Source organism: Sphingomonas sp. J344 (genome assembly GCF_024700005.1).
Classification (GTDB): domain Bacteria; phylum Pseudomonadota; class Alphaproteobacteria; order Sphingomonadales; family Sphingomonadaceae; genus Sphingomonas.
This window is the reverse complement of sequence record NZ_JAJONB010000001.1, coordinates 1,094,683-1,120,859: the sequence shown is the minus strand read 5'-3', so window position 1 is coordinate 1,120,859 and position 26,177 is coordinate 1,094,683. Positions and strand designations below refer to the sequence as shown.

Genomic DNA, 26,177 nt, shown 5'->3' with positions numbered 1-26,177 from the left:
ATGGGCCGCTGCGCCAGCGTTATGGTCGCTGGCTTCGGAGGCCGGACGGATACGGTCAGAATCGTTGGCCGCCCAGATCTTCGCTCATCACGCGGTGCTGCTCCCCTGCAAGACGGGGTGGTTCTACCGGGCGTCGGTAAAGAACTCGTTGGTAAAAGGATTAGAATCTTCGCCAGATTGCGCCGGCGGCCCAGCCCAGGCCAATCGACAGCAGCACGGCGGCAATGCCGTAGAGGATCGAGTTGCGTTCGGCGGCGCGCGCGACCCAGCGTTCGAAGCCCGATTTGCGAATGTCGATCTCGCGCACTGCCGCCGCGAGCACGCGGCCGTCGCGGATCAGGAAGGTTTCGGCGGTGAAGCGCCCCACGGGCACGCGCGCGGGATCTCGATGCGCCCGCGATACAGGACATTGTCGGTGATCTCGACCGTGCCCGGGGCTTCGTAATAGAGGCCGGCGCGGCGCTTGAGGTCGACCAGCCCCGCGTCGAAGCGCGACTGGACCGTCGGCGTGTCGCCCGAGGCGGGGGAAAGCTGGAGGCTGTCGAGCCCGAGCTCGTAGATCGCGCGGGTGCGTGCATCGACGATGCGCTTGATCGGCCGCGACGAGGCGATCGCGTAAAAGGACGGGGCGGAGCGGTAGCGGGTGCGGTCGGCATTGACCCAGATCCCGGCAACCCGCTGTTTCTCGCGGACGATCACCGATTCGGTCGGTCCCTTGACCACCACGACGATGTCGGTGGGCGGATCGCCCGGCCGTGGCGTGCTGTTGCCCGGCTGGACGATCGCGCCGAACAGCAGCAGCTCGGCCCCGGTGAAGGAGTAGATGATCTCGATCTCGCGCTGCGACACGTCGGGGACGAGCGTCGGCTTGGCCTGGCCGAGAAGGAGCGGCGCAGCGAGGATGAGGAGGAGCGGTGGGAGCTTCATCCCAATTCCACCGAATAGATCTCGTCAGGACGCCAGGCGAGGCCGAGCACCATCTGGAGCGCGACCAGCAGCACCATCACGCCGAGCGCGAGCCGCAGATATTCCGGGCGTGCGCGGGCGGCGAAGCGCGCGCCGAGTTGTGCGCCGATCACCGACCCGAGCAGCAGCAGCGCCGCCAGCACGATATCGACCGCCTTGGTCGTCATCGAATGGACCATTGTCGCCGCAGCGCTGACGAACAGGATCTGGAACAGCGACGTGCCGACCACGACCTGCGCGGGCATGCCGAGCAGATAGAGCATCGCCGGAATCAGGATGAACCCGCCGCCGACGCCGAGCAGCATCGTCAGGATCCCGGTCGCGAATCCCAGCAGCAACGGCGCGAACGGCGAGATGTACAGGCCCGATCTGTAGAAGCGCCAGCGCAACGGCAACGCGGCGACCATCGGATGATGCCGCCGACGCTTGGCTCGTGCCACTGTTCCGGTTCGCGCGGTGCGGATCGCGCCGAGCGATTCGGACAGCATCAGCCAGCCGATCGACCCCAGCATCACGACATAGAGCAGCGCGATCACGGTATCGATCTGCCCGCTCGCCTGGAGCAGGCGGAACAGCAATGCCCCAGCCCCCGACCCCAGCACGCCCCCACCGATCAGCACCCAGGCCATGTGCAGATCGACGCCGTTGCGGCGGAAATGGGCGAACACGCCCGATACGCTCGCTCCGGTTACCTGGCTCGCCGCCGATGCCGCCGCGACGGTGGGCGGGATGCCATAGACGATCAGCAACGGCGTGGTCAGGAACCCGCCGCCGACCCCGAACATCCCCGACAGCAGTCCGACGCCCAGCCCCAGCACCACGATGACGAGCGCGTTGACCGAGAGGTTGGCGATGGGGAGATAGAGGTCCATGCGGGTTTCTGCCTAGCCGTTCGTGCGCTCAGGCGGAAGGCGAAGGGGATCAGAAATCCGCCCCAAGCGTGAGCGCCGGTCCCGATCCCGGTCGGGCATCGCCGCCGATCCGCTCGCGCCAGTCCACGGCGATGCGCAGCGTCTGGCCCGATATGGGCAGGGTGGTGACCGCGCTGGGGCCGATATCGATCCGCGCCGCGTCGCGCTGTGCCGCGCCCCATGCACCCGCGCCGACCGCCAATTGGGCCTGGCCCGTCGCCGCGACGGTGCGCGTGATCCGCAGCGCGCCGTCGGCAAAGGGCTCGATCTCGTCCGCGCGCGACTGCGCCGGCCTGGCCATAGGCTTCGAGTTCGAACGCGAAGGGCAGATCGCCGCTTACCCCCCGACCGCAGCGACCGCCGGGCCGGATCGGCCATGATCCAGCGCGATGCGCTGTTCGGCGAGGAAGCGCATCGGCGCCCGCCACGGCCGCCATTCGATCCCCAGCGCGAGTTCGCGTCCCGTCCCCGCCATCGGCGCGCTGGCACGGGCGTAGAGCGCCAGCCGCCCGCGCCGGTCGATCGCGCGCGCAACCCGCACCCCGGCCTGATCGCCGCCGAGCATGGCCCCGCCGGCGGGACCGCCCCGGCGGGTGACCAGCCACGCGCTCGCCTGCCAGCGGTTGGGCACGGCGCGCGAGGCGAGCATCGCGGGTGGGGCCGGGATGCGCGGCAGCGGCCGGGCGTCGGGCGCGCGCTCCTGCTCGGCGCCAAAGGCGACCAGGTTGAGCAGCGCCATGCTGGCCATCGGCGGCGGCACCGCTATGGCGGGCGGCGCGGCATGGCGTGCCGGTGCGGCACCCGTGCGGAGGATGGGGCGCATCACCGCGATGCGCGGCTGGGGCGTCACGTCGACTGGCACCGGTTCCGGTGCTGCAGCCTGTGCGAGACGCAACGGCATCGCCGCCTCAATCGCCTCGGGCAGCGTCGCGTTCTCTGGCCAGAGGAGAATGACGCGCATCGCAACCCATCCGACCGCGACCATCGCCACGAAGCGCAGCGGGCGGCCCCTCCCGGTAGCCTCGACCCCAATCACGCGGCTTCCTCGCCCGGTTCGGGAAAGTGGTGCGCAGTCTTGTCCCACCGGGCAGCATCGCCGCGCAGCGTCGGCCAATAGATCGCGACCGCGCGCCGTGCGGCGAGCAGCGCGATCAGGTTCGCGACCAGCACGCGCGGCACCGCGAGCGCGGCCTGAATGGGGCCATGCGCCGCGCCGGTGAACGCGACCCGCATCGCCACGCGCCAGCCGAGCAGCGCCGCGTTGATCGCCAGCAGCCAGGCGACAGGCCCATCCGGCACAGGAATCGCGCTGCCCGCCAGCCAATGGCCAATCAGCGACAGGCCCCATGCGACAAGCGCGAGATAGGCGATGGCGAGCACCGGAATTGCGAGCGTCGCCCGGCGGTCGCGCATCCGCATCCAATGTTCGCCGAGCGATCCGCCGCGCTGCCACCCGACCCGGTCCCATCCGGCGAGCGCGATGCCGGTCAGCCAGCGCGCCTTTTGCCGCACCGCTGCGGGCAATTCGGCGGGGAAATAGGCGCGCACCGCGATCAGCCCGCCCGCCGCGTCGCGCGCGCGGACGAAGCGGGTGCGCCCGCCCAGCGCCGCGACAGCGAGGCCCAGCTCATAATCCTCGGTCAGGCTGGCGGCGTCGAATGGCTGGCCACCCCGGCTGTCGGCGATGCGGCCCAGCATCTCGCGCCGGATCGCGCAGCCGACCCCGGCAAACGGAATCGCCGCGCCCAGCAACTCGCGCACAATCAGATTCTTGCCATGGCTCTCGGCAAACTCGTCGAGATAATGGCCGGCGACGAGCGGCGAGCGCGCATCGGCGAGCGGCCGGACCGGCAGCTGTACCGCGTCATGGTCGCGCAGCCAGGTGGCGAACAGCGGCAGTTCGAGCGGGTGGACCAGATCCTCGGCGTCGTGCAGCACCACCGCCGCGAAGCGGTCCCCGCCGCTTCGTCGCGCAGCAGCGCGCGCCACATGGCGTTGAGACAGTCCGCCTTGGTCGACGGACCGCGCGCGGGGCCGACAACCAGCTTCACCCGCCGATCGGTCAGCGCGACATCTGCAACCCGCACGATGGTTTTCAGGTCATTGGGGTAGGTGCCGACATAGATGCGATAATTGCCCTCGCCGTAACGCGAGAGCGTCGCGCGCAGCATCGGTCCGATGACTGTCGCCTCATCCCATGCAGGAACGAACAGCGCCATCGGCGGTGGGGTTAGGGAAGTCGTCGCGGCCTCGCGCGCCGCATCAGATCGCGCAGCCGCGCCACGCCATAGGCCAAGTCGACCAGCAGATCGTCGATCCCGCCGATCAGGAAGCCGATCGCCGCGAACAGCATCGCCTCGCGCGCGATGGTGTCGATAACGAACAGGATCGCCGCGCTCGCTTCCAACCCGACTCCCCCGATCGGACGCGACACTCTCCGATTCGGATCGGCGGGGATCAAGGGAATAGTTCTAACCGGCTGTGCGGATGGGTTACGGCACCGGCCCGCTCCCCCACCCGACCACCCACAAGGTATCTTCGATGGGTGGTCGGGTGGGGGAGCGGGCCGGTGCCGGCCGCCCAACAACGAAAAGGCCGCCGCCCGATGGGGCAGCGGCCTTTCGTCAGGCAGCGATAGCGGCGGGATCAGCCGTCGTAATCGGCACCCAGATTCTGGTTGCGCGGCGGCGCAGCGGCGGTGAGGCGCAGCGCTTCTGCCGATGCGGCGAGGCTGCCGACGTCATCGGGCGCTTCCTCGTCGTCGATCTGCACGCGCTGCAGGCTTCCGACCAGCGATTCCTCGAGATTGTCGGGACGCACGGTCTCTTCGGCGATCTCGCGCAGTGCGACGACCGGGTTCTTGTCGCGATCGCGATCGATGGTCAGCTCCGCGCCGCCCGAAATCTGGCGCGCACGCTGGGCCGCGAGCAGCACGAGATCGAAACGGTTGGAGACCTTGTCGACGCAATCCTCGACAGTGACGCGCGCCATGGAACGCTTCCTTTGGGCAGAGATACAGGAAAGGGGGCCATCTAGTTGGTGTCCTCCGCCGAGTCAAGGAAATCGCCCGATGCCCGGCGGGGCTGGCGCAGTCGGGACAAAGGGTGCAATCCCATGAGGATGGAGCCGGCCCCCGATCCCTCGCCCGCCATTGCCACCGGCCTGCCGCCCGAACCGCCGCCCCAGCCGGTCTTTGCGATCGCGGGCAGTCGGCTGCAACTGCTCGACACCGGGCCGCGCCGACTCGACGCGCTGCTCGGGCTGATCGCGGGCGCGCGGCATTCGCTGCGTCTGCTCTATTACATCTACACCGACGATACGGTGGGGGAGCAGATGCGCGACGCGCTGGTCGCGGCCGTCGCGCGCGGGGTCGAGGTGACGCTGATCGTCGACGGGTTGGGCAGCGATCCGGCCTATGACACCGACTTCTTCGCACCGCTCCGCGATGCGGGCGGGCGGGTGTGCTTCTTCGTACCGCGGCTGGGGCGGCGCTATCTGTTGCGCAACCACCAGAAGATCGCGCTGGCCGATGGCGAGAGCGGCGATACCGCGCGAATCATCATCGGCGGGTTCAACATCCAGGACGATTATTTCGGCGCGCCGGGCAGCGACGGATGGCGCGACCTGGGGCTGCTGGTCGAGGGGCCGGCCGCGGCGCGGCTGACCGGCTATTTCGACGCGCTATGGCGCTGGACAGTGCGACCGCGCGCGCCGATGCGGGTGCTGCGCCGTGCGCTCAAGCAGTGGAGCGAGCCGGAGGGACAATTGCGCTGGCTGCTCGGCGGACCGACGCGGCGCCTGTCGCCTTGGGCACGCGCGGTGCGCCGCGACATGAAGGGCGCGCGCACGATCGACATCCTCGCCGCCTATTTCTTCCCGAGTCCCGCAATGTTGCTGCGCCTCGGTCGCGCGGCGCGGCGGGGCGGGGAGGTGCGGGTCGTGGTGCCGTCGATCACCGACAATCATCTGACGCTGCACGCCGCGCGCTTCACCTATCGCGGGCTGTTGCGGCGCGGCGTTCGGGTGTTCGAATATCTGCCGACCAAGTTGCACACCAAATTGTTCGTGATCGACGACAAGGTGCAGATCGGATCGGCCAATTTCGACATGCGCAGCCTGTTTCTGAACCTCGAGGTGATGCTGCGGATCGAGGATCCGGGGTTCGCGCATCACGTCCGCGCCTATGTCGATGCGGAGGTCGCCCGCTCGCTGGAGGTAACGCGGGAACTGCATCGCGCGCGCACCGGCTGGTGGACGCGGATCATGCAGGCGGCGGTCTATTTCGTGGTCGGCGTGCTCGATTATCGGGTAACCCGATCGCTCAACCTGACCCGCGAGGATTAGCCCCGGACGTCGCGCGCCCGGGGCCAAGCCATCACTCCACCGCAGCGAGATCCTTCTCGACCTTCGCGAGCACTTCCGGCGTCAGCTTGTCGGCGGCATAGGCCTTGAGCTGGTTGAGGCTCATGCCCTTGAACATTTCATAGCTTTCATGCGTCGAAACGCCGGGCAGCGCGGCGTCGAACGCGGCCTTTGCTGCCGGATTGGCGACGATGTCCTGGATCGGGGTGTCGAGGTTGAACTTGGCGGCGGTCGCTGCGGTCGCGGCGGGCGCGGCGGCGTCCTGCGCGAACGAAGCGGGGGCGAGCGGCAGGGCCGACAGCGCAACGGCAAGCAACAGGGTCTTCATCTGGTAATCCCTCCCACGGCGCGCGCGAATCGCGCACCGACCTTTCCGGTGGGTTGACGCTAGCGTGAAGCCGGGAGCTTCGCGAGTGGGATTGGCGCGGCGCTGGCGGAACCGGTCGCATCGCGCCATGTTGAGCGCCCATGCGCGCCTTTGCCGACCTGCTCGACCGGTTGATCTACACGCGATCGCGCAATGCGAAGCTGCGGCTGATCGGCGCGTGGCTGCGCGAAACGCCCGACCCCGATCGCGGCTGGGGGCTGGCCGCGCTGACCGGCACGCTGGACCTGCCGGCGGTGAAACCCGCCGTGATCCGCGCGCTGGTGGGCGAGCGGGTCGATCCGGTGCTGTTTCGGCTCAGCCGCGATTTCGTCGGCGACACGGCGGAGACAGTTGCGCTGATCTGGCCCGAACCGCTGACACCACCGCCCGAGTCCGAACCGCTGACGCTCGGAGCGGTGGTTGACCGCCTTGCCAGCCTGTCGCGTTCGGACGCGCCCGCCGCGCTCGGCGCGATGCTCGACCGGCTGGCGGCGGACGAGCGCTATGCCCTGCTCAAGCTCGCCACCGGCGGCTTGCGGGTCGGGGTGTCGGCGCGGCTTGCCAAAACCGCGTTCGCCGAGGCGTTCGGGGTCGATGTCGAGGCGGTGGAGGAGGTGTGGCACGGCCTCACCCCGCCCTATGCCCCGCTGTTCGACTGGGGCGAGGGGCGCGGGCCACAGCCGACCACGACCGACGTCCCGGTGTTCCGCCCATTCATGCTCGCCCACCCGCTGGAGGAGACGCAGGTCGACCTTGCCGACTATGCAGCCGAATGGAAATGGGACGGCATCCGCGTCCAGATCGTCCACGTCGCGGGCGAGACGCGGCTCTACAGCCGTGCGGGCGACGACATCACCGCCAGCTTCCCCGATGTGGCGAGCGCGTTCGCGACGCCGGGCGTGCTCGACGGCGAGTTGCTGGTGCGCGGCGAGGCGCAGGGGGGTGAGGCAGGGAGCTTTAATGCGTTGCAGCAGCGCTTGGGACGGAAGGTCGTGTCGGCGAAGACGCTGGCGGAGTTTCCGGCGTTCGTGCGGCTGTACGACCTGTTGTTCGATGGCCTAGAGGATCTGCGCGAGTTGCCGTGGCATGCGCGGCGCGCCAGGCTGGAGGCATTCGCCGCGCCGCTCGACCCACAGCGGTTCGATGTCTCCGCGCTGATCGAAGCGGAGGATTTCGCCGCGCTCGAAGAATTGCGCGCCGGTGCGCGCGACGCGGCGATCGAGGGGGTGATGCTCAAGCGGCGCGATTCCCCCTATGTCGCCGGGCGGCGCGTCGGGCTGTGGTACAAATGGAAACGCGACCCGCTCACCGCCGATTGCGTGCTGATGTATGCCCAGCGCGGCAGCGGCAAGCGCTCATCCTTCTATTCCGACTATACCTTCGGCGCATGGACCGATGGCGGCGAGCTGTTGCCGGTCGGCAAGGCCTATTTCGGGTTCACCGACGAAGAGCTGAAATGGCTCGACCGCTTCGTGCGCAACCACACCGTTGCGCGCTTCGGCCCTGTGCGTGAGGTGGAGAAGTCGTTGGTGCTGGAGGTCGCGTTCGATTCGATCCACGCATCCAAGCGGCACAAATCGGGCCTCGCGATGCGCTTCCCGCGGATCAGCCGCATCCGCACCGACAAACCCGCGCATGAGGCGGATACGATCGCGGGGCTGGAGCGGCTGGCTACGTAGGCACGTTCGCCTCCAGCTCGTCGAGCCACGGCCTCGCCACGCCGTCCGACGGCGCGCGCCAGTCGCCGCGGGGGAGAGCGCGCCGCCGGCCGACACCTTTGGCCCATTCGGGATCGCGCTGCGCTTGAACTGGCTCTGCGCGAAGAAGCGGATCAGGAATCTCTCCAGCCAGTGGCGGATCGTGGGCAGGTCATAGGCGACGCGCTGGTGCGGCGGCACGCCCAGCGGCCATTCGCCCGCATCGGCATCCTTCCACGCCTGCCATGCCAGAAACGCGATCTTCGACGGCGCGAGGCCGTGGCGCACGACATAATGGACGAAGAAATCGTTGAGCGCGTACGGACCGATCTTCGCCTCGGTGCTCTGCATCGCGCCGCTGGCGTCGGCGGGGACGAGTTCGGGCGAGATTTCCTGCGCCAGGATCGCGTCGAGCACCGCATCGGTCTCCGCGTCGAACTGGTTGGTCGCGACGCACCAGCGGATCAGGAACTGGATCAGCGTCTTGGGGACGCCGGCATTGACGGCGTAGTGCGACATATGGTCGCCGACGCCATAGGTGCACCAGCCCAGCGCCAGCTCCGACAGGTCGCCAGTACCCAGCACGAACCCGCCGCGCTGATTGGCGAGGCGGAAGAGATAATCGGTGCGCAGCCCGGCCTGAACATTCTCGAAGGTGATGTCGTAGACCGGCTCGCCGTCCGCATAGGGATGGCCCATGTCGGTCAGCATTTGCCGCGCAGCCGGGCGGATATCGACCTCTTCGGCGGTGATGCCCAGCGCCTTCATCAGCGCCCAGGCATTGCCCTTGCTCCTCTCGCCGGTGGCAAAGCCGGGCATGGTGAAGCCGAGAATGTCGCTGCGCGGTCGGCCCAGCCGGTCCATCGCCTTGGCCGCGACGATCAGCGCATGGGTCAGAATCGAGCCCGCCCGAAATGCCGATGATGATCTTGCCATTGCCGGTCGCGACCATGCGCTTGCGCAGCCCCTCGACCTGGATGTTGAAGGCTTCGTAGCAATCCTCGTCGAGCTTTTCGGGCGCGTTGGGGACGAACGGAAAGCGGCGGATCGCGCGGTGGAGGCCGATATCGTCGAACCCCGGCTGATGCTCGAACGCGATGCGGCGAAAGCGCTGCTCGGGATGACCGGCGGCGGCGGCATTGTCGTTGAACGTGCCGAAGCGCATCCGCTCCTGCCGCAGCCGCGCGACATCGATATCGGCGGTGATCAGCTCGTCCTCGAGGTCGAACCGGCCCGATGCGGCGAGCAGTTCGCCCAGCTCATAGATCAGGCTCTGCCCGTCCCAGGCGAGGTCGGTGGTGCTCTCACCCGGCCCCGATGCGGAGAAGAGATAGGCCGATGCGGTGCGGCTGGATTGCGCCGCGCACAGCAATGCCCGCTCGCGCGCCTTCCCGATGACGATGTTGCTGGCCGATAGGTTGCACAGGATTGTCGCGCCCGCCATCGCGCCGAAGGTGGAAGGGGGCAGCGGCCCCCAGAAATCCTCACAAATCTCGGCATGGAAGACGAAATCGGGCAGGTCGGCGGCGGCAAAGATCAGGTCGGTGCCGAATGGTGCGGTCTGGCCAGCAAGTTCGACCGTGCCCGACAGGCCGATGCCCGAAGCAAACCAGCGCTTCTCATAATATTCGCGGTAATTGGGGAAATAGCTTTTGGGCACCACGCCCAGCACCCGCCCGCGTGCGATGATCACCGCGCAATTATACAGCCGCCCGTTGCGTTCCAGCGCCGCGCCGACCAGCAGCACGGGTTTCAGCTTCGCGCTCGCCGCGATCAGCTCGTCCAGGCCCTGCGTCGTGGCGCGCAGCACCGCATCCTGCAGGTGCAGATCGTCGATCGCGTATCCGGTGATGCCAAGCTCGGGGAACAGCAGCAGGTCGGCACCCGCCGCATCGCCCTGTTTCGCCAGCGCGATGTGCGACGCGGTGTTCGCGGCGATATCGCCCGCGCTCGCGCTGGGTGTGCACGCGCCGACGCGCACCATTCCATGCGCGTGGATCGAGTGGAACCGGTGCTTTGCCACTAACCTATCGCCTCGCCGATCATCTCCAGTGCGACGCGCATACAGGCAATTCGGGTCGGTCCGCGACCAATATCGCCAAAATGTTCTTCGCGATGCGCGGTCGGGCGGCCATTTCGGGCGCAGGCGAAGTGGACAAGGCCGGGTTCGTCATCAGGTCCGCCGGGTCCGGCAAAGCCGGTGATGGCGAGCGCGATATCCGCGTGACTCGCCGCCAGCGCCCCCTCCGCCATCGCCACCGCGACCTCGCGGCTGACCGCATTGCAACGCTCGACCGTGTCGCGCGCAATGTGCAGCAACTCGCACTTGGCATCCTTCGAATAGACCACGAAGCCGCGCTCGAACGCGGAGCTGACACCTTCGACATCGGTGAGCAGCGATGCGAGCATCCCGCCCGTGCAGCTTTCGGCCGTGGAGAGACTCAGCTTCGCGTCGCAGGCGGCCTGAAGTACGTCGCGCGCGGCGCGATCAACGTCGTCGGGCAGCGCCGGATGAAGCGTTTCGGTCATGCGATCCTCCCGATGGTGGGGGGATCAACGCGTGGGGCGGGCCGGTTGCTCCGCCTCAGACCTTGGTCGCGTAGATCATCCGGCCTTCGCCGAGCAGCGCGAACAGCGTGTCGAGGTCGCGCTCACCCACCGCGAAACAGCCCTGGCTGCGGCCGAGCTTGCCATGCTTGGCGATCATCTCGGGGTTCGAATACCAGGCGGCATGGACCACGATCGCGCGGTCGAGCGCGTTGTAATTGGTCGGGTCGAGCCCGATCAGCCGCTGTGACAGCTGATGCTTGCCGACATAATAGTTGGCGGCGAGGAACGCGCCTTCGCAGGTCGCTTCCGAATTCACCTCGTTCGAGAAGCGCTGGAGCATGCCGGTATGCTCAGGGTCGGACCCGATGCCGTGGCTGACCAGCATCGAGCGCGTGGCGCCGTTGATCATGTCCACGAAGTGGAAGCGCAGTCGCGAGCTGGGCAGCGAAAAATCGGCGATCGCGATCCGGTCCTGCTGGCGGATGCGGGTCGAATGGCGCTGCATCGCCGCGACCGCGCGCTCGAACAATTCGGGGCGAATGCCGCGCGGCGCACTGGCGACCGCGCGCGGCGCGGCGGGAACTGGCGTGGCGACCGGCGGTGGCGGCACGGGAACCGGCGTGGCGGGGAGAACCGCAGTGGTCACGCTGCGCGCGGCGCATCCGGCGAGCAGGCCGGTGCCCGCAACCATGCCGGCGGTCCTCAGGAAAGCGCGGCGGGATGCCGCAACGTCAATCATCTTGTCCATGCGACCTCTGTGCCCCCACAAACTTCGCCTATCGGATGTGAACTATAGCAAAGGTCGCGGCCGATTCGTCCTAAGGGACTCCACGGTTGTGCGTCGGTTCGCCGCAGAGTCGGAGCGCCTTGTCGAAGCTTGTGCCAAATCGAGCGTGGCGATCAACGCGGCTTACGGCTTCGTGGCGGGTGCCAGGCACGCGTTCGAATCTGCGACCCAATCCACTTCATCTGTCGCAGGGACCTTGACCTTTGCGGGTGGCGCGGTCTTGGCCGCACCGGGCGTATAGGTGATCCAGCCCATGCTGTTGTCGAACCCGGCGATTCGCTGATTGTCCTTGCGCGCAGCATCTGCGTCAATCTCCGGCTGCTCGACCCTGGAGGCGCGCACCATGCGGATCGACTCCGGGCGGACGTCGAAGGCGCGGTAATAGTTGATCCCGAACATGCGCGTGTCGAAGCCGGCTCGCGTCGTCCAGGCGCCTGTCCGCGCGGATGCAGGAACGCGCACCGTTGTCACATGGCAGGTAAAACTCGGCTCCTTGTAGAACGGGATCTGTTGATCCTGTTGCGCTGCGCGCACCCGCCGCTCTGGCGGACTGAAGCCGCCGCCAGGCAGCGCCATCGATCGCTCGCCGCCGTCATCGTCCCAATCTGGAGCCCATGTCCCGGTGACCGTGAGTATGCTGGCCCCGGCCTTTGTGTCGTAGCGCCATTTGACATCCTCGACGCTTTGCCACGTGTCGCCGACGATCTCCTGCCGAAAGCTCTCGGTAAGCTGGCCCGGGGTCAGCCCGGACAGCTGGACCTGCTGCTGCAGGCCCTTGATGCCGCGCATGATCGACGTCGTGGTGACACGGGGAGGCGCATCGAATCCAGCACTCGCGTCAAGATCGACCAGCTGGGTCTCATCCGGCTTCTGTGCCGGCGACCACGGCCGCGCCTCGATCCCGCTGCCTTCCGCGCTGAGCGGAAGCACCCAACGATAGGGCAGTATCGGCGCGGTGGACGGCGGGGCGGCCGACGGCAAGGTTCCGTCCATCCAGTAAATGCCATCGCCGATCCGTGCCCGGACCAGGACATGGTCAAACATGCGCGGGCTGGGCAGACGGGCGTCGAGACCGTCGTCGCTGCCGTTGTTGTTGGCGAGCACCGCCTCCGCCGTGATTCCGAGACGGGCGAGCAGGGCGAGCAGCATGGCCGTCTTGCCCTTGCAATCGCCATAGCGCCGTTGCCATGTTTCCTCGGCGGTCGCGGGGGTCAGATTGCCGCTGTCCAGGCCGACATAGATGTAGCGGACATCCTGCTGGACCAGCTTCAGCGCCGCCCGCGCCCGTTCCATCGGATCGGCATGCGCCGCAGCGATGCGGTCGGCTTCGCGGGCGAGTGCCGATCCATCGGCCAGCTTCGCCGCCCTGACATAGAGTGGCGCGAAATGGCGTGAGATCGACTTCCAGTCCGCGAAGTCGCTATATTCGACGATCCGTTGCCATTGGTACCGCGACGGTGCGTCCTTTGGGGGTACAAGCAGGGCGGGGTTGTCGAACTTGAGTTCAAGTCCGTCCTCGCTCAGCTGTGCGGCTCCGGTCAGATCGGGTGTCAGCTTGATTGCGGGCTTCTGACCCTTGTCCCAGCTCAGTCCGAGCCGGTAGCGCCCTGGGGCGGGGTTCGGCCCAAGCATCAGGAAACCTGAATCCTGCCCGGCGAGCGTGGGATCACTTACCCGCGTGGTAAAGGCAACTTCCAGCTCATCTCCCACGCGCAGGTCAGCGACCTTCAGCACCGCCGTAAGCACGCCGTTGAGCATCATCGCCTCGAGCTGATCCTCTCGACGCAGTACCTCGAACTTGGTGGTCTTGAGCACATCGATGATCTGTCCGTCGCGATGCACCCTGACCATGTGGACAATCGGCGCCCCGTGTGCGGGATTCCATGCGATCGAAATATTGCCCGCCTGCAGGGCGTTGGGGTGAAGAATGCGGAAATGATAGCCAAGATGCTGGTTCAGTCCTTTGGCATCCAACCGCACCAGCACGTCCTGCCGCCGCACGAAAACCAGTCCGCCGGGATTATCCGGAACCGCGAGCGGCGTGGACGGTGACACCCAATTCGGAACCGGGCCGCGCCCGACACCATCCGCCTGAGCGAGTGCAGGCAGTGGCCCAACCAGCGCTGCGACCAGCAGCGGAGCAACGAAACGGCGCATCTTATCCCCCCGATTTCACTCCATAATGTCCCAGCGGGCTTCAGATGCAACGCCAATCAGGTGGGGCGAGCCCACTGTACTTAGGAAATTTCCGTGATGTGCGGGGGAAAGGGCTACGGCACCACCTTGCCCTGAACGGCGTTAACCATGATATGTGGGGCATTCGCCCGCGTAACGATGGAGTCTTGCGAATGGCGTCTGCGATGGCGCGGACAGTGCGGGCAGTGGCATTCGGCCTAATGCTGTGCGTGGCGGTTCCGGCCGGTGCGCAGGAGGTAGCGGCGGATAGCTCGGCCGAAATCCTGCTCCGCAACGGCCAGTGGACCTGGATCGAGGACGCGGCTTTTCAGCCTGCGGGCGGCGCGTCGGGCGTCACCATCCTGATCAGCATTCCCGCCCAGGTCGCCTATGTTTATCGCGACGGCGTGCTGATCGCGGCCTCGACGATCTCGACCGGAAAGCCGGGCAAGCGCACGCCCGCGGGTGAGTTCACCATCCTGCAAAAGCGGGTGCATCACCGCTCCAATCTCTACAGCAACGCGCCGATGCCGTTCATGCAGCGGCTGACCTGGGACGGGATCGCGCTGCATGCGGGGAAGCTGCCCGGCTATCCCGCATCGCATGGCTGCATCCGTTTCCCGATGGAGTTTGCGAGACGCCTGTTCGGGATCACCGCACTCGGCACCGCAGTCTCGGTCGTGGATTACGAGATCGTCGATCCCCGCGTCCGCCGCGGCGCGCCGCGCCTTCCGCCGACGCAAATGGCGAAGCGCGCCGATCCGCCCTTTCTGCGCGCCGACTATGCCGCTTTCCGCACCGGCGATTATGACGTGGTGACGTCGAGCAACGATGTGATCATCCCCGCTTCAGGCGGCCAGTCGGTCTCACCTGAAGGTGTCGTCTTCGCGCCCATGGAACCGGTGGTGCAGAAGACGCGGCGGAAGCGCTAGGCTTGTTTCAGCTTCGCTGAAATGCGGCACTGGCCCGTTCCCCCACCCGGCCGCCCAAGCAGAATATCCTAGATGGGTGGCCGGGTGGGGAGCGGGCCGGTGCCGCACCCGGCGTTAGCCGGGTCAACTAACTGTCGGTGGGCTTGTAGTTCACCGGTTCGACCGACCAGGCGAACGGTCGCAACGGCCCGCCGAGTGCGGCGACCAGCGCGTCCTCGATCCGCCGCCGACTCTCCGCCGCGATCGCCTTGCGACCGGGAAAGTCATGCGGGTCGAACGGGTCGAGATAGGTGATGCGCAGCGGAAAGCTGCCCTTGCGCGACAGAATGCGCCGCGCATTGTTGATCCCGCCCTCATCGCCGACCCAACCGATCTCTTCACCCGCCGCGCCATAATCGAGCAGAACCGGCTGGACCATCACGCCCGGCGGCGGGGGTTCGAGCACGCGCAACATCGGCGTCTTGAACGGCAGCAATGACTTGCCGTCGGTGGTCGTCCCCTCCGGAAATACGGTGATCGCCCAGTTTTCCGCGAGCGCGTCGCGCAGCGCGTTGATCTGTTCGGCGACCCCCATCCGGTTCTCGCGCTTCACATAGACGGTGCGGTTGAGCCCCGCGAGCCATCCGACAACCGGCGATGCGCCGATCTCCGCCTTGGCGACGAAGGCAGTCCCGCTCGCCCCGCCCAGCGCGAGGATGTCGATCCACGACAGATGGTTGGAGACGTAAAAGACGTCGCGCCGCAACGGCGTGCCGACGATCTCGACCCGCGCCCCGGCGATCCGCCCGGCGCGTCCCAGAAACCAGCGCGGCCACGGGGAGGGGAGGCGCAGCAGCCGCCAAAGGTAATGCATCGGCACATGGGTCAGCACCGCGAGCAGCAACAGCCCGACCCGCCGCCAGAATCGAAACAATTCTGTTGCGGTCAGCGGGGTCGGCAGCCCAAGGGCGGCGTCGTGGCGCCGCGGATCGACGCCATCGGCCATTGCCTCAGGTCTTGCGCTCGAGCGCGACGCCGTACAGTTCCATTCGGTGATCGACCAGTCGGAAGCCGAGCCGCTCGGCGATCTGCTTTTTGCAGCAATTCCAGCTCGGGATCGACGAACTCGATCACCTTGCCCGTTTCGACATCGATCAGGTGATCGTGATGCGCCTCGGGCGCGGGTTCGTAACGCGCACGGCCGTCACCGAAATCGTGGCGGTCGAGAATGCCCGCCTCCTCGAACAGCCGCACCGTGCGATAGACGGTCGCGATCGAGATGCCCGGATCGATCGCCGATGCGCGGGCATAGACCTTCTCGACGTCGGGATGGTCATCCGCTTCGGACAGGACGCGCGCGATCACCTTGCGCTGTTCGGTAATGCGCAGGCCCTTTTCGTGGCACAGCGCTTCGAGATCGATCTTGCGGCTCATTGGGACGGTGTAGCGGCAACCGCGGCGGGGGAAAAGGGGCGGAGCGCGTTTGCTGTGCCGGTCGGCGCGTTCGGTCCCGGGCCGGTGCCACCAATCCGCAACGCAAAAACGCCGGGGCGGGGGTGATCCGCTCCGGCGTCTGCAAATCCGATATGGAAACTTCAGCGCTTGCGGCGCTTGGTGCCCAGGCCGATCTTCTTCGCCAGGGTGCGGCGCTGTTCGGCATAGTTCGGCGCGACCATCGGATAGTCGGCGGGCAGGTTCCACTTGGCGCGATAGTCATCCGGGGTCATCTGATAATGAGTCATCAGATGGCGCTTCAGCATCTTCAGCTTCTTTCCGTCCTCAAGGCAAACAATGAAGTCCGGCTTGATCGAAGAGCGAATCGAAACGGCAGGCTCCTGCTTCTTCACTTCGGGTTCAGGCTTCGCACTACCCAGATTGGCGAGTGCGCCGTGAACGTTGGAAATGAGCAGCGGAAGATCGGAAACTGCCACGCTATTATTGCTGACATGCGCCGCAACAATATCCGCGGTCAGCGTGATCAGCGTTTCCTGCATGTCATTCTGCGTGTCCATTTTCGTCCTTTCACATAACGCGGCGGCGATAAGATTTACGGGCCGTCAATTGAGCTATCACGCCATGACGCGACCTTTGCAAGTCATTCTGTCCGATTTCGGGTGGGATCAGTCGAGCATTTTGGAAAATGTGTGCGCGTCGAACAGCTTGCCGTCATTTCCGCGATAGTAATCGCGACGTTCACCTATCTTCCGGAATCCTTCGCCCTGATAGAGCGCAACCGCGTCGTTGTTCGCGCGGACTTCCAGATGCATCATCGTCGCGCCGCGAATCCGTGCATCGGCGATCACCGACCGCAGCAGAACCCCGCCGATCCCGCGACGGCGCAATGTGGGGCAGGTCGCCAGCAACAGCAGTTCGGATTCGTCGAGCACCGCGCGGGCGAGCGCGAATCCCGCGACCCGCTCGTCGACACGGGCCAATGTCAGCCACGCGCCGGGCAGCGCCAGCATCCCCAGGCACTGGCTGGGCGTCCATGCCTCGCCATAGCGAGGTTCGAACGCCTCGCCCATGATCGCGTTCACCGCGCGCAAATCGGCGGCGTCGCCGCGAACGATCTCGATCGGCCAGGGCGCGGTGCTCATGCCGCGATCGGTTTGGCGTCCGGCGCGCGACCATAGATCGGGCGCGGCGGCAATGCGCAGAGGGCGGCGGGGGAGCAGTCGGGCGTCGGCGGCGCGGGGCAATGCCTCGCGCAGATCGAGTGCGGGGTCGAGCACGGCGAGGTGGCGCACGCCGTTGCCGACCGCGACCCGCCCGGCCAATTGCGCGCGCGCGGCTTCGGGCTTCAGCGACGCAAAGGGCGCGATCTGCGCGAGCTGGCGGTCATAGGCGGCCATGAACACCTCACCATGCCCGCCTTCGAGCACGACCGCCACCTCCGCGATACCCGGATCGGCAGCAAACGCGCCGGCGGCAACCAGCGGCAGCGAGGAAAAGCCCTGCGCCGTGATGCCCCAACCAAATGACAGCCCGCGCGCAGCGGCGATGCCGACGCGGATTCCGGTAAAGCTGCCCGGCCCGCAATCGACCAGGATCGCTCCGGCGCGGCCGCCATCGGGCAACTCGGCGATCATCGGCACCAGCCGCTCGGCATGGCCGCGTCCGACTTCCGCGTGATTTTCGGCGACCAGCGTGTCGCCGTCAATCAGGGCGACCGAACAGGCGGCGGTCGCCGTCTCGATGACGAGAAGCCTAGGCAATCTTGTTGAACTTCCCGAATTCGGGGCGCGGCGAGCGGCCGAAGATGGTCGCGGGATCGCCCTTGCCGAAGGTCGAGATGAAATTGACGCGCACCGACGGCTGGTCGGCGAGGAATGCCGCCTCGACCTTTGCCGCGTCGAACCCCGACATCGGCCCGGTGTCCCAGCCCAGTGCGCGCGCCGCCATGATGAAATAGGCGCCCTGCAACGACCCGTTGCGGAACGCGCTGTCGCGGCGCTTTTCCTGCGGCCCGACGAACCAGCTCTTGGCGTCGGTATGCGGGAACAGCCAGGGCAGTTCCTCATGGAAGTCGAGATCCATGCCGATCACCACCGCAGCGGGTGCCTTGCGGATCTTGTCGGGGTTGGTCCCGGTCGCGCATTCGGCCAGCTTGTCCTTCGATGCCTGCGACAGGCACCAGACGAAGCGCGCCGGCTGCTGGTTGGCCGAGGTCGGCCCCATCTTCACCAGATCGTAGATCGCCTCGATATCCGCCTGGGTCACTTCACCCGGCAGATAGCCATTATAGGTGCGCGCGGTGCGGAACAGCGTGTCGAGCGCGGCGTCGTCGAGCGGCGTTCCCATCAGACGGCCCGCACTTCGGTGACTTCGGGTACATAATATTTGAGCAATTGTTCGATCCCGTTCTTGAGTGTCGCACTCGATGAGGGGCATCCGGCGCAGGCACCCTGCATCTGCAGATAGACCTTGCCCTTGTCGAAGCCGCGATAGACGATATCGCCGCCATCATTGGCGACGGCGGGGCGCACGCGCGTCTCGATCAGATCCTTGATCTGCGCGACGATGTCGGCATCCTCGGGATCGTCGGTGAAGTCGGCTTCGGGCGGGGGGACGCTGAAGCCGGCGCTGCCCTGGCGGAACAATGGCATGTCGGCGCTGAAATGGTCGAGCAATATGCCGAGCACATCGGGCTTCAGGCCGGACCAGTCGACCCCCGGCGCGGCGGTTACCGAGATGAAGTCGCGGCCGAAGAATACGCCGGTGACATCACCCAATCGGAACAGCGCATCGGCCAGCGGCGACACCTCTGCTTCCTCGGGCGTGGCAAAGTCGCGCGTGCCGCTGTCCATCACGGAGCGGCCGGGCAGGAATTTGAGCGTCGCCGGGTTGGGCGTCAATTCGGTTTCGATCAGCATGGCCCCCATTTGGCGACGAACGCGCGCCGCATCAAGCGAACAGCGGGAAACCATTTGTTGCCGCGCCATCGGCGCATGATCGGCGCGCTTCCCTTTTGCGTGCAGTCGGAGTAAGGCACCGCGACTTTTTCTGATCCGTACCAAGAGGTTTGTTTGGCCAAGGAAGAACTGCTTGAAATGCGCGGCCGTGTTGTGGAGCTTCTCCCCAACGCGATGTTCCGTGTGAAGCTTGAGAATGATCACGAGATTCTCGGCCATACCGCCGGCAAGATGCGCAAGAACCGCATCCGCGTGCTGGTCGGTGACGAGGTGCTCGTCGAACTGACGCCCTATGACCTGACCAAGGGCCGCATCACCTATCGCTTCAAATAAGGGCCGCGTCATGCGGCTCGTGCTTGCCTCCACCTCCCCGCGCCGCCGCGATCTGCTGGCGCGGATCGGCGTCGTGCCGGATCGCGTGGCGGCTCCCGATATCGACGAGAACCCGTTGAAGGCCGAGTTGCCGCGTACCTATGCGCTGCGGCTGGCGGAGGCCAAGGCGCGCGCGGTGGACCGGGCTGACGATGAGATTGTCCTGGCGGGCGACACCACCATCGCGCTCGGTCGCCGCATCCTGCCGCCTGCCGAGACCGAGGATGTGCAGCGCGACCTGTTGGCCAAGCTCTCCGGACGCCGCCATCATTGCCTGTCGGCGGTGTGCCTGATCGGCCGTGACGGGCGTGCCCGCGTGCGCCTGTCCGACACGGTCGTCGCGTTCAAGCGGCTGAGCGAAGCCGAGATCGATCGTTACATCGCGTGCGGCGAGGGGCTGGGCAAGGCGGGGGGCTACGCCATTCAGGGTCGCGCAGAAGCGTTCGTGCGCTTTATCTCCGGCACCCATTCGGGCGTGGTCGGGCTGCCGCTCTACGACACCCGCGCCTTGCTGGAGACTGCCGGATACGATCTTGGCTGAGTGGCTCTACGAAGCAGGGATCGGCGAGAACCGCGCTGCGCTCGTCGCACGCGGCACCATCCGCAAGGCGCGGATCGAGCTGCCGGGCCTCCGCGCCGACACGGTCGCCATCGCCAAGCTGATCGACCGCGGCACCGGCAAGGTGATGCTGGCAGATCGCGGTGAGGCGCTGTGCGACCCGCTGCCCAAGGGGTGACGCAGGGCGTGTCCTTCCCGGTGCGCATCGTCCGCGAAGCCGTCGCCGAGCGCGGACGGATCAAGCTGCCCAAGGCGGTACCCGCGCCCGATGCCACGCCTGCGCCCGGCCCCGATTTGCTCGCGCGCATCACCGCGAGTGGCATTCCCGTCCGCCATTGCCGGCCGCATGAAGCGGATGCGCTGGAGGAAGCGGGCTGGTCCGAAGTGCTGGAGGAAGCGCGCGCCGGCGAGATTCGCTTCGCCAGCGGCGCGCTGCTGCTCTCGCTCACCCCGGCGATGAACCTGTTCGATGTCGATGGCGGCCCGCCGTTGGGACCGCTGTCGATCGACGCCGCGCATGCGGTTGCCGCAGCGATGGAGCGGCTCGACATTGCCGGGTCGGTCGGGGTCGATTTCCCGACGCTCGCCAACAAGAATGAGCGCAACGCGGTCGGCGAGGCAATCGACGCCGCCTTGCCCCAGCCGTTCGAGCGGACTGCGATGAACGGTTTCGGCTTCCTTCAGATCGTCCGGCGCAAGACGCGCATGTCGCTGCCCGAGCTGATCGCCGCCGACCCGGTCGGCGCAGCGCTGCGGGCCGAATTGCGCCGCCTCGAACGCCTTCCCCGCCCGCGCCGGATACCCATATCCTGCCCGCAGCGCTGCTGCGCCGGATCGAGCGTGAGCCCGACTGGACCGCGCAACTCCACCGCCGCACCGGCGGACATACGCGTTTTGTGGAAGCAACATGAAGACCGATTGCCCGATCTGCGGCGCCAAGCCGACGCCCGAGTTCAAGCCGTTCTGCAGCCGCGGCTGCAAGGATCGCGACCTGCTGCAATGGCTGGGCGAAGGCTATCGCATCCCCGGCCGCGCCGCCGATCCGGAAGAATTGCAAAGCGGGCTGGACAGCGGCCAACCCCGCGACTAAGAGCGCGCCTTCATCCGTGCCCGGATAGCTCAGTTGGTAGAGCATGCGACTGAAAATCGCAGTGTCGGCGGTTCGGATCCGTCTCCGGGCACCACTTTCCAGACATTGTCGAGTGTATGTTTCAGCCAGGCGTGAAACACGTGCGGCACCGCCTCACTGGCGGCGCAGCGTCTTGTCGAACCCCTCATTCGCCTTGGTCATTTTCGCCACCTTCCTGAACCAGGCGCGTACATGCCGCTCGAACCGGGCGTCGTCGTACAGGCCGGTCGCGCGATACTCGTCCTGAGCGATCAGATCCTTGATGCGTTTGGCGAACGCCACCTGATCGTCGACCGGGGCGTCGGCCAGCGCGCGGCACGCATATTCCTCTGCAGCGGCCTGATCATAGTCGTCGCGATAGTCATAGCCGCGCCGATCCGCCGCCGCCTGATCCAGCCGCGATGCCACGAGGCGGCGTTCGAGCCAGGTGCGGACCAGCGCCGCGTCCCAGGGCTTGGATGGGGTCGTCATGGCAGGTTCCAGTTCGTTTCGCGGCAACTTCATGATAGCGGCATCGCGCTATGGCCCGCAGGCGTTCAAAACACGATCCCTATGATCACCTTCCACCGGAGGACGAGGCGCCACCTGCGCCGGTGCTCTGCTGGCTGTGCGGCCGCCCGACCGGCAAGACAATCGTCTGGCACCATCCCGTACCCAAGAGCCGTGGCGGCCGCGACGTCGTGCCGATGCATTCGATCTGTCAGCAGACGGTGATCGCCAACTTCACCAATTCCGAACTGCAGCGCCACGGGATGGAAGTCGCGGGGCTGCTCGACAATCCGAATGTCCGCAAGTTCGTCGATTGGGTTGCCAACAAGGATCCCGATTTCACCGCGACCATCGCCAAGAAGCAGCGGTGAAAGCTATACCGGCAGCGCCGTGGTCGACTTGATCTCCGACAGCGCGACCGTCGAGTTGATTTCCTGCACCCCGGGCAGGCGCGAGAGTTTTTCGAAGAAGAATTGCTCATAGGCCTCGATATCCGCCGCGACCACGCGCAGCATGAAATCGACCGTCCCCATCAACACATAGCATTCGAGCACTTCGGGCAGCTCGTGAATCGACGCGGCGAATTCGTCGAGATTGGCGCGGCCATGCGCGTTGAGTTTCACCAGAGCGAAGACCTGCGCGCGCAGCCGATCTTGCGCCGGTCGAGCAGGGCGACGCGCCGCTTGATATAGCCCTCGCGCTCCAACCGGTCGATCCGCCGCCAGCAGGGGGAGGGCGACAGGCCGACCGCTTCGGCCACCGCCGCAGTCGAGAGCGAGGCATCCTCCTGGAGCACGCGGAGAATGCGGCGATCGTGCGAGTCGAGTGGTTCGGGCATGAATTGACCTAGATTGCGGCGATATGCGGTCAGAGTTTAGCCAATTCTCGCCAAAACGCGAACAAATAGGTCAGAAAATTCCGGTGTCAGCCGTTACGATCGGGGCTTCGCGATCAAGGTGACCCGCTATGCCCGAATTCTCCGCCCCCGTTCCGCCCGAAGAGGTGCTGCGCCTCGACGACCCGCAATCGGGCCTGTCGGGGGTGATCGTGATCCATTCGACCGCGCTCGGCCCGGCGGCGGGCGGGTGCCGGTTCCACCGCTACGCCAGCGATGCCGACGCAGTGACCGACGCGCTGCGGTTGGCGGAGGGGATGAGCTACAAGAATGCGCTGGCCGGGCTGCCGCTGGGCGGGGGCAAGGCGGTGGTGCGGATGCCCGACGGGCCGTTCGATCGCACCGCATTGTTCCGCGCATTCGGGCGTGCGGTCGCATCGCTGGGCGGGCGCTATGTGACCGCCGAGGATGTCGGGACGAGCGTCTCGGATATGCAGTGCGTCGCCGATAGCACGCGCCATGTCGCGGGCCTTCCAGCGCGCGTCGGAGCGGCGGGGGCGATCCGTCGCCCTGGACCGCGCTCGGCGTGCTGCGGTCGATGGAGGTTGCAGTGCAGCGCCATCTGGGTGCGTCGCTGTCGGACGTGACCGTCGCGGTGCAGGGGCTGGGCCATGTCGGCTTCGCGCTGTGCGAACAACTCCACGACGCGGGCGCACGGCTGGTCGTCGCCGAACCGCGTGCCGAAGTGGCGGCGGAGGCCGCGCGGCGCTTTGGCGCGAGCGTGGTGGCGTCGGAGGAACTGGTCTCCGCAAAGGCCGAGGTGTTCGCCCCCTGCGCGCTCGGCGGCGTGCTCGACGCGGTCGCAGTGGAGCGGATTCAGGCCGCAGTGGTATGCGGCGCGGCGAACAACCAGCTGGCAAGCCCGGCACAGGGCGATGCGCTGCTCGCGCGCGGCATCCTGTATGCGCCCGATTATGTCGTCAACGCGGGCGGGATCATCAACGTCGCCGCCGAACATCTCGGCTGGGGCGTCGATGAAGCCCGCGCGCGGGTCGAGGCGACTGGCGAGCGGCTGGCTGCGGTGCTCGACCATGCAGCCGCCGAACGGATCGCGCCGCATGCTGCCGCCGATCGCCTCGCCCGCGCGGCCATCGCCCGCGCGCCTCGCCAGCCGGGGCTCGCCGCCTGACATGTCCTTCAGCGAGTCGATGGGCACCGCGACCTTTGTCGTGACCGCTGCGCGCTGCCCGCAATTGCTGTGCCGCCTGCTCGGGCTGTTCGCGCAACAGGACCGGATGGTCGACGCTCTATCGGTCGAGGCACGCCCGCGCGGCTATCGCGCCGCGATCACCATTGCCGGGATCGACGCGCACCGCGCCGAGATCATCGGACACAAGATGCGCGCAATCGTCAGCGTGCGCACCGTGCGGCTTCGGTTCGGCTGACTCCGATATCTCGCGATCCGATTTGACAATTCTCTAAATAGGATCATCATCGCCAGATCAGGACGATTCACCCGCGTCGCGCCATTGGCTGCACGGGAAGGGTCGCGACGTTACGGGGAAGGGAAACGCGATGCGCGTATGGACGCATAAGGTCAAACTGGCGGTAGCGGCGGTACTCGCGCTGACCGTCGCGATACCGGCTTCAACCCAGCAGGCGCCATTGGTGCCTAAACCGACCGAGGTTCCGGTCGGTGAGACCGCATCGCCCACCACCCCGGTCGGGCTGGACCGGCTGACCAAGACCGATGTCGACACCTGGCTCGACGGATATATGCCCTATGCGCTCGCGCGCGGCGATATCGCCGGCGCGGTGGTCGTGGTGGTCAAGGACGGCGCGGTGCTGACGCAGCGCGGCTTTGGCTATTCCGATGTCGCCAAGCGCGCGCCGGTCGATCCCGACAAGACGCTGTTCCGCCCCGGTTCGACCTCGAAGCTGTTCACCTGGACCGCGGTGATGCAGCAGGTCGAGGCGGGCAAGATCGACCTTGACGCGGACATCAACAAGTACCTCGATTTCACGATTCCCGCCTATGACGGCAAGCCGATCACGATGCGCCAGGTGATGACGCATACGGCGGGGTTCGAGGAGATCATCAAGGGTCTGCTGGCGTTCGATATCCAGCTGAAACCCCTGGGCGACATCCTGAAGGAGCGGATTCCCGAGCGCATCTACGCCCCCGGCACCACGCCGGCCTACTCCAACTATGCGACGGCGCTGGCCGGCTACGTCGTCGAGCGCGTGTCGGGTCAGACGTTCGACGATTATGTCGAGCGCAACATCTTCGGACGCCTCGGCATGCAATATGCCAGCTTCCGTCAGCCGCTCCCCGCCCGGCTCAAGCCGTTCATGTCGCAGGGTTATGAATCGGGTGCGGGCAAGGCGCAGCGGTTCGAACTGATCGGCATGGCGCCCGCCGGCGCGATGTCGGCGAGCGGTGCGGACATGGGCAAGTTCATGCTGGCGTTCCTCAACGACGGCGGCCCGCTGCTCAAGCCCGCGACCACCGCAGAGATGCTCACCGCGCAGAATCTGAGCGTCAAGGGCGGCAACCAGATGGCGCTCGGCTTCTACGAAAACTGGATCAATGGTCGCCGTGCGCTCGGCCATGGCGGCGACACCGTCTATTTCCACACCGACCTGAAGATTTTCCCGGCGGAGAAGGTCGGCATCTATGTCTCGGTCAACAGCCAGGGCAAGGGCGGCGCGCCCGGCGCGGTGCGCGGCGCTTTGGTCGACGGCTTTGCCGATCGCTACCTCCCTGCCGCCGACGCAAAGCCGCCGGTCGAGCTGGCGACCGCGAAGGAACATGCCAAGATGCTCGTCGGCAGCTGGACCAACAGCCGTCGTGTCGCATCGAGCTTCGCATCCTTCGTCTATCTGCTCGGTGAGCAAAAGATCGGGCTCGACGAGGATGGTCGCCCGCTGGTTTCCGGCATCCCCTCGCTCGGCGGCGCGCCGCGCAAGTGGATCGAGGTCGAACCGTTCGTGTGGCAGGATGCCTATGGCAAGGAGCGCCTCGTCGCCGAAGTCCGCGACGGAAAGATCGTCCGCTGGACCTTCGGCATGGTCTCGCCCTTCATGGTGTGGGATCGTACTCCCTGGTATGCGACGGGCGCGTGGCTGATCCCGGCCCTGCTGTTCGCGCTCGCCGTCATCCTGATTACCGCACTCGGCTGGCCGATCGGCTGGATCGCGCGCAAGCGGTACGGGGCGCAGCTTGCACTGACCGGCCCGTCGCGCACGGCCTTCCGTGCCGTGCGCGGGCTTGCCTGGCTGGTCGTGCTGGTGCTGGTCGGCTGGCTGGTCGTGGTCACCGGAATCGAGAATTTCGAAGGCCATGGCAAGAATGACTGGCTGATCCTGACGCTGCAGGCGGTGGGCACGCTCGCCTATCTGGGCCTGCTCGCTGCCTCGGTGTGGAACGCCTGGCTTGCGTTCAAGGGGCGTCGCGGCTGGTTCTCCAAGCTCTGGTCGGTACTGCTGGTGCTCGGCGCCTTCGTCCTTCTGTGGGTGGCGTTGGTGTTCAAGCTGGTGAGTTTCGGCACCGGCTACTGATCGGCTCCGGCGATCCGGGCGCGGCACGCCGCCGCGCCCGGATCGCGCCAAATCACGATTGACAATTGTCCATTTGAGACAACACTATCCCAAT

At 66.7% G+C, this 26,177-nt stretch carries 27 protein-coding genes, 1 tRNA gene and 7 pseudogenes; 13 read left to right on the top strand and 22 right to left on the bottom strand.

Translation table 11 applies throughout. The annotated features are described in order from the left end of the window. Positions 1-160 precede the first annotated feature (160 nt). From LRS12_RS05655 to rpoZ, 8 genes and pseudogenes are all read right to left on the bottom strand, one after another. Positions 161-927 (bottom strand): annotated as a pseudogene (locus tag LRS12_RS05655) (TIGR02186 family protein). Beyond that, positions 924-1,838: a sulfite exporter TauE/SafE family protein gene (locus LRS12_RS05650; RefSeq protein ID WP_257843702.1), complete on the bottom strand. Its 915-nt coding sequence runs from the start codon at positions 1,836-1,838 to the stop codon at positions 924-926. Before LRS12_RS05650 ends, LRS12_RS05655 begins: the two are co-directional and overlap by 4 nt. Positions 1,839-1,887: 49 nt before the next feature. After that, a complete protein-coding gene (locus tag LRS12_RS05645) occupies positions 1,888-2,178 on the bottom strand; it encodes a hypothetical protein (protein ID WP_257843701.1) in 291 nt (96 codons plus the stop codon). A 36-nt stretch (positions 2,179-2,214) separates the two neighbouring features. Next, positions 2,215-2,913, bottom strand: coding sequence for a hypothetical protein (locus LRS12_RS05640; protein ID WP_257843700.1), 699 nt, complete (start codon positions 2,911-2,913; stop codon positions 2,215-2,217). Continuing rightward, complete coding sequence (locus LRS12_RS05635) at positions 2,910-3,866, bottom strand: glycosyltransferase family 2 protein (RefSeq protein ID WP_308222976.1); 957 nt, start codon at positions 3,864-3,866, stop codon at positions 2,910-2,912. The genes LRS12_RS05640 and LRS12_RS05635 overlap by 4 nt, the downstream gene beginning before the upstream one ends. Before the next feature lie 56 nt (positions 3,867-3,922). Next, positions 3,923-4,048: pseudogene (locus tag LRS12_RS19930) on the bottom strand (hypothetical protein); the annotation flags it as partial. Between the two features lie 59 nt (positions 4,049-4,107). Then, the gene (locus LRS12_RS19925) at positions 4,108-4,311 is read right to left on the bottom strand and encodes a hypothetical protein (protein WP_308222975.1); all 204 of its coding nucleotides are present in this window, start codon (positions 4,309-4,311) and stop codon (positions 4,108-4,110) included. A 212-nt stretch (positions 4,312-4,523) separates the two neighbouring features. Further along, a complete protein-coding gene (gene rpoZ / locus LRS12_RS05630) occupies positions 4,524-4,868 on the bottom strand; it encodes a DNA-directed RNA polymerase subunit omega (RefSeq protein WP_224923005.1) in 345 nt (114 codons plus the stop codon). Positions 4,869-4,997: 129 nt separating this feature from the next. On the opposite strand from rpoZ, the gene LRS12_RS05625 reads away from it, so the two are divergent. Beyond that, positions 4,998-6,221, top strand: a complete 1,224-nt coding sequence (locus LRS12_RS05625) for a phosphatidylserine/phosphatidylglycerophosphate/cardiolipin synthase family protein (protein ID WP_374581256.1) — start codon at positions 4,998-5,000, stop codon at positions 6,219-6,221. Between the two features lie 31 nt (positions 6,222-6,252). Here LRS12_RS05625 and LRS12_RS05620 read toward each other — a convergent pair whose 3' ends face one another. Next, positions 6,253-6,567, bottom strand: a complete 315-nt coding sequence (locus LRS12_RS05620; RefSeq protein WP_257843698.1) for a hypothetical protein — start codon at positions 6,565-6,567, stop codon at positions 6,253-6,255. 140 nt (positions 6,568-6,707) lie between these two features. Here LRS12_RS05620 and LRS12_RS05615 point away from each other — a divergent pair, with 140 nt between their 5' ends. After that, a complete protein-coding gene (locus tag LRS12_RS05615) occupies positions 6,708-8,285 on the top strand; it encodes a cisplatin damage response ATP-dependent DNA ligase (protein WP_257843697.1) in 1,578 nt (525 codons plus the stop codon). Here the strand turns inward: LRS12_RS05615 and LRS12_RS05610 are convergent. From LRS12_RS05610 to LRS12_RS05595, 4 genes and pseudogenes are all read right to left on the bottom strand, one after another. Beyond that, positions 8,278-10,287, bottom strand: a pseudogene (locus LRS12_RS05610) (NAD(+) synthase). The gene LRS12_RS05615 and the pseudogene LRS12_RS05610 sit on opposite strands and share 8 nt — an antisense overlap. Positions 10,288-10,325: 38 nt before the next feature. Further along, positions 10,326-10,832: a CinA family protein gene (locus LRS12_RS05605; protein WP_257843696.1), complete on the bottom strand. Its 507-nt coding sequence runs from the start codon at positions 10,830-10,832 to the stop codon at positions 10,326-10,328. A 55-nt stretch (positions 10,833-10,887) separates the two neighbouring features. Continuing rightward, the gene (locus LRS12_RS05600; protein WP_257843695.1) at positions 10,888-11,544 is read right to left on the bottom strand and encodes a murein L,D-transpeptidase catalytic domain family protein; all 657 of its coding nucleotides are present in this window, start codon (positions 11,542-11,544) and stop codon (positions 10,888-10,890) included. Between the two features lie 219 nt (positions 11,545-11,763). Continuing rightward, complete coding sequence (locus LRS12_RS05595; protein ID WP_257843694.1) at positions 11,764-13,797, bottom strand: DUF3857 domain-containing transglutaminase family protein; 2,034 nt, start codon at positions 13,795-13,797, stop codon at positions 11,764-11,766. Positions 13,798-13,988: 191 nt separating this feature from the next. On the opposite strand from LRS12_RS05595, the gene LRS12_RS05590 reads away from it, so the two are divergent. Beyond that, entirely contained in the window at positions 13,989-14,747 is a 759-nt protein-coding gene (locus LRS12_RS05590) for a L,D-transpeptidase family protein (protein WP_374580388.1), read from the top strand. A gap of 127 nt (positions 14,748-14,874) precedes the next feature. Here the strand turns inward: LRS12_RS05590 and LRS12_RS05585 are convergent, their stop codons facing one another. From LRS12_RS05585 to LRS12_RS05555, 7 genes and pseudogenes are all read right to left on the bottom strand, one after another. Further along, positions 14,875-15,732: a 1-acyl-sn-glycerol-3-phosphate acyltransferase gene (locus LRS12_RS05585; RefSeq protein ID WP_260480704.1), complete on the bottom strand. Its 858-nt coding sequence runs from the start codon at positions 15,730-15,732 to the stop codon at positions 14,875-14,877. 4 nt (positions 15,733-15,736) lie between these two features. Next, positions 15,737-16,160 (bottom strand): annotated as a pseudogene (locus LRS12_RS05580) (Fur family transcriptional regulator). Between the two features lie 161 nt (positions 16,161-16,321). Then, positions 16,322-16,738, bottom strand: a complete 417-nt coding sequence (locus tag LRS12_RS05575; RefSeq protein ID WP_257843693.1) for a MucR family transcriptional regulator — start codon at positions 16,736-16,738, stop codon at positions 16,322-16,324. 108 nt (positions 16,739-16,846) lie between these two features. Continuing rightward, on the bottom strand, positions 16,847-17,251 hold the full coding sequence (locus LRS12_RS05570; RefSeq protein WP_374581254.1) for a GNAT family N-acetyltransferase: 405 nt from the start codon (positions 17,249-17,251) through the stop codon (positions 16,847-16,849). 68 nt (positions 17,252-17,319) lie between these two features. Further along, positions 17,320-17,941: pseudogene (tsaB, locus tag LRS12_RS05565) on the bottom strand (tRNA (adenosine(37)-N6)-threonylcarbamoyltransferase complex dimerization subunit type 1 TsaB). Beyond that, on the bottom strand, positions 17,934-18,527 hold the full coding sequence (locus LRS12_RS05560; protein WP_257843691.1) for a malonic semialdehyde reductase: 594 nt from the start codon (positions 18,525-18,527) through the stop codon (positions 17,934-17,936). The pseudogene tsaB and the gene LRS12_RS05560 overlap by 8 nt, the downstream one beginning before the upstream one ends. Further along, on the bottom strand, positions 18,527-19,099 hold the full coding sequence (locus tag LRS12_RS05555; protein WP_257843690.1) for a NifU family protein: 573 nt from the start codon (positions 19,097-19,099) through the stop codon (positions 18,527-18,529). The genes LRS12_RS05560 and LRS12_RS05555 overlap by 1 nt, the downstream gene beginning before the upstream one ends. Before the next feature lie 153 nt (positions 19,100-19,252). On the opposite strand from LRS12_RS05555, the gene infA reads away from it, so the two are divergent. From infA to LRS12_RS05530, 5 genes and pseudogenes are all read left to right on the top strand, one after another. Further along, the gene (infA, locus tag LRS12_RS05550; protein WP_033923152.1) at positions 19,253-19,471 is read left to right on the top strand and encodes a translation initiation factor IF-1; all 219 of its coding nucleotides are present in this window, start codon (positions 19,253-19,255) and stop codon (positions 19,469-19,471) included. A 10-nt stretch (positions 19,472-19,481) separates the two neighbouring features. Beyond that, on the top strand, positions 19,482-20,051 hold the full coding sequence (locus LRS12_RS05545) for a nucleoside triphosphate pyrophosphatase (protein ID WP_257843689.1): 570 nt from the start codon (positions 19,482-19,484) through the stop codon (positions 20,049-20,051). Further along, positions 20,044-20,980 (top strand): annotated as a pseudogene (locus LRS12_RS20260) (ribonuclease). Before LRS12_RS05545 ends, LRS12_RS20260 begins: the two are co-directional and overlap by 8 nt. Next, a complete protein-coding gene (locus tag LRS12_RS05535) occupies positions 20,977-21,159 on the top strand; it encodes a DNA gyrase inhibitor YacG (protein WP_257843687.1) in 183 nt (60 codons plus the stop codon). The pseudogene LRS12_RS20260 and the gene LRS12_RS05535 overlap by 4 nt, the downstream one beginning before the upstream one ends. Positions 21,160-21,177: 18 nt before the next feature. After that, a tRNA-Phe gene (locus tag LRS12_RS05530) sits at positions 21,178-21,253 on the top strand. Between the two features lie 59 nt (positions 21,254-21,312). Here the strand turns inward: LRS12_RS05530 and LRS12_RS05525 are convergent. Then, complete coding sequence (locus tag LRS12_RS05525) at positions 21,313-21,669, bottom strand: hypothetical protein (RefSeq protein WP_257843686.1); 357 nt, start codon at positions 21,667-21,669, stop codon at positions 21,313-21,315. A 50-nt stretch (positions 21,670-21,719) separates the two neighbouring features. Here LRS12_RS05525 and LRS12_RS05520 point away from each other — a divergent pair, with 50 nt between their 5' ends. Continuing rightward, complete coding sequence (locus LRS12_RS05520) at positions 21,720-22,058, top strand: hypothetical protein (RefSeq protein WP_257843685.1); 339 nt, start codon at positions 21,720-21,722, stop codon at positions 22,056-22,058. A gap of 3 nt (positions 22,059-22,061) precedes the next feature. Here the strand turns inward: LRS12_RS05520 and LRS12_RS05515 are convergent. Next, positions 22,062-22,525, bottom strand: a pseudogene (locus LRS12_RS05515) (Lrp/AsnC family transcriptional regulator). 128 nt (positions 22,526-22,653) lie between these two features. On the opposite strand from LRS12_RS05515, the gene LRS12_RS19920 reads away from it, so the two are divergent. The 4 genes from LRS12_RS19920 (at position 22,654) to LRS12_RS05500 (ending at position 26,083) form a co-directional block, all read left to right on the top strand. Then, positions 22,654-23,169, top strand: coding sequence for a Glu/Leu/Phe/Val dehydrogenase dimerization domain-containing protein (locus tag LRS12_RS19920; protein WP_308222974.1), 516 nt, complete (start codon positions 22,654-22,656; stop codon positions 23,167-23,169). Beyond that, entirely contained in the window at positions 23,133-23,711 is a 579-nt protein-coding gene (locus tag LRS12_RS19915; protein ID WP_308222973.1) for an NAD(P)-binding domain-containing protein, read from the top strand. The genes LRS12_RS19920 and LRS12_RS19915 overlap by 37 nt, the downstream gene beginning before the upstream one ends. A gap of 1 nt (position 23,712) precedes the next feature. Continuing rightward, positions 23,713-23,967, top strand: coding sequence for a hypothetical protein (locus LRS12_RS05505; RefSeq protein WP_257843684.1), 255 nt, complete (start codon positions 23,713-23,715; stop codon positions 23,965-23,967). Positions 23,968-24,097: 130 nt separating this feature from the next. Further along, the gene (locus tag LRS12_RS05500) at positions 24,098-26,083 is read left to right on the top strand and encodes a serine hydrolase (RefSeq protein WP_257843683.1); all 1,986 of its coding nucleotides are present in this window, start codon (positions 24,098-24,100) and stop codon (positions 26,081-26,083) included. Positions 26,084-26,177 lie beyond the last annotated feature (94 nt).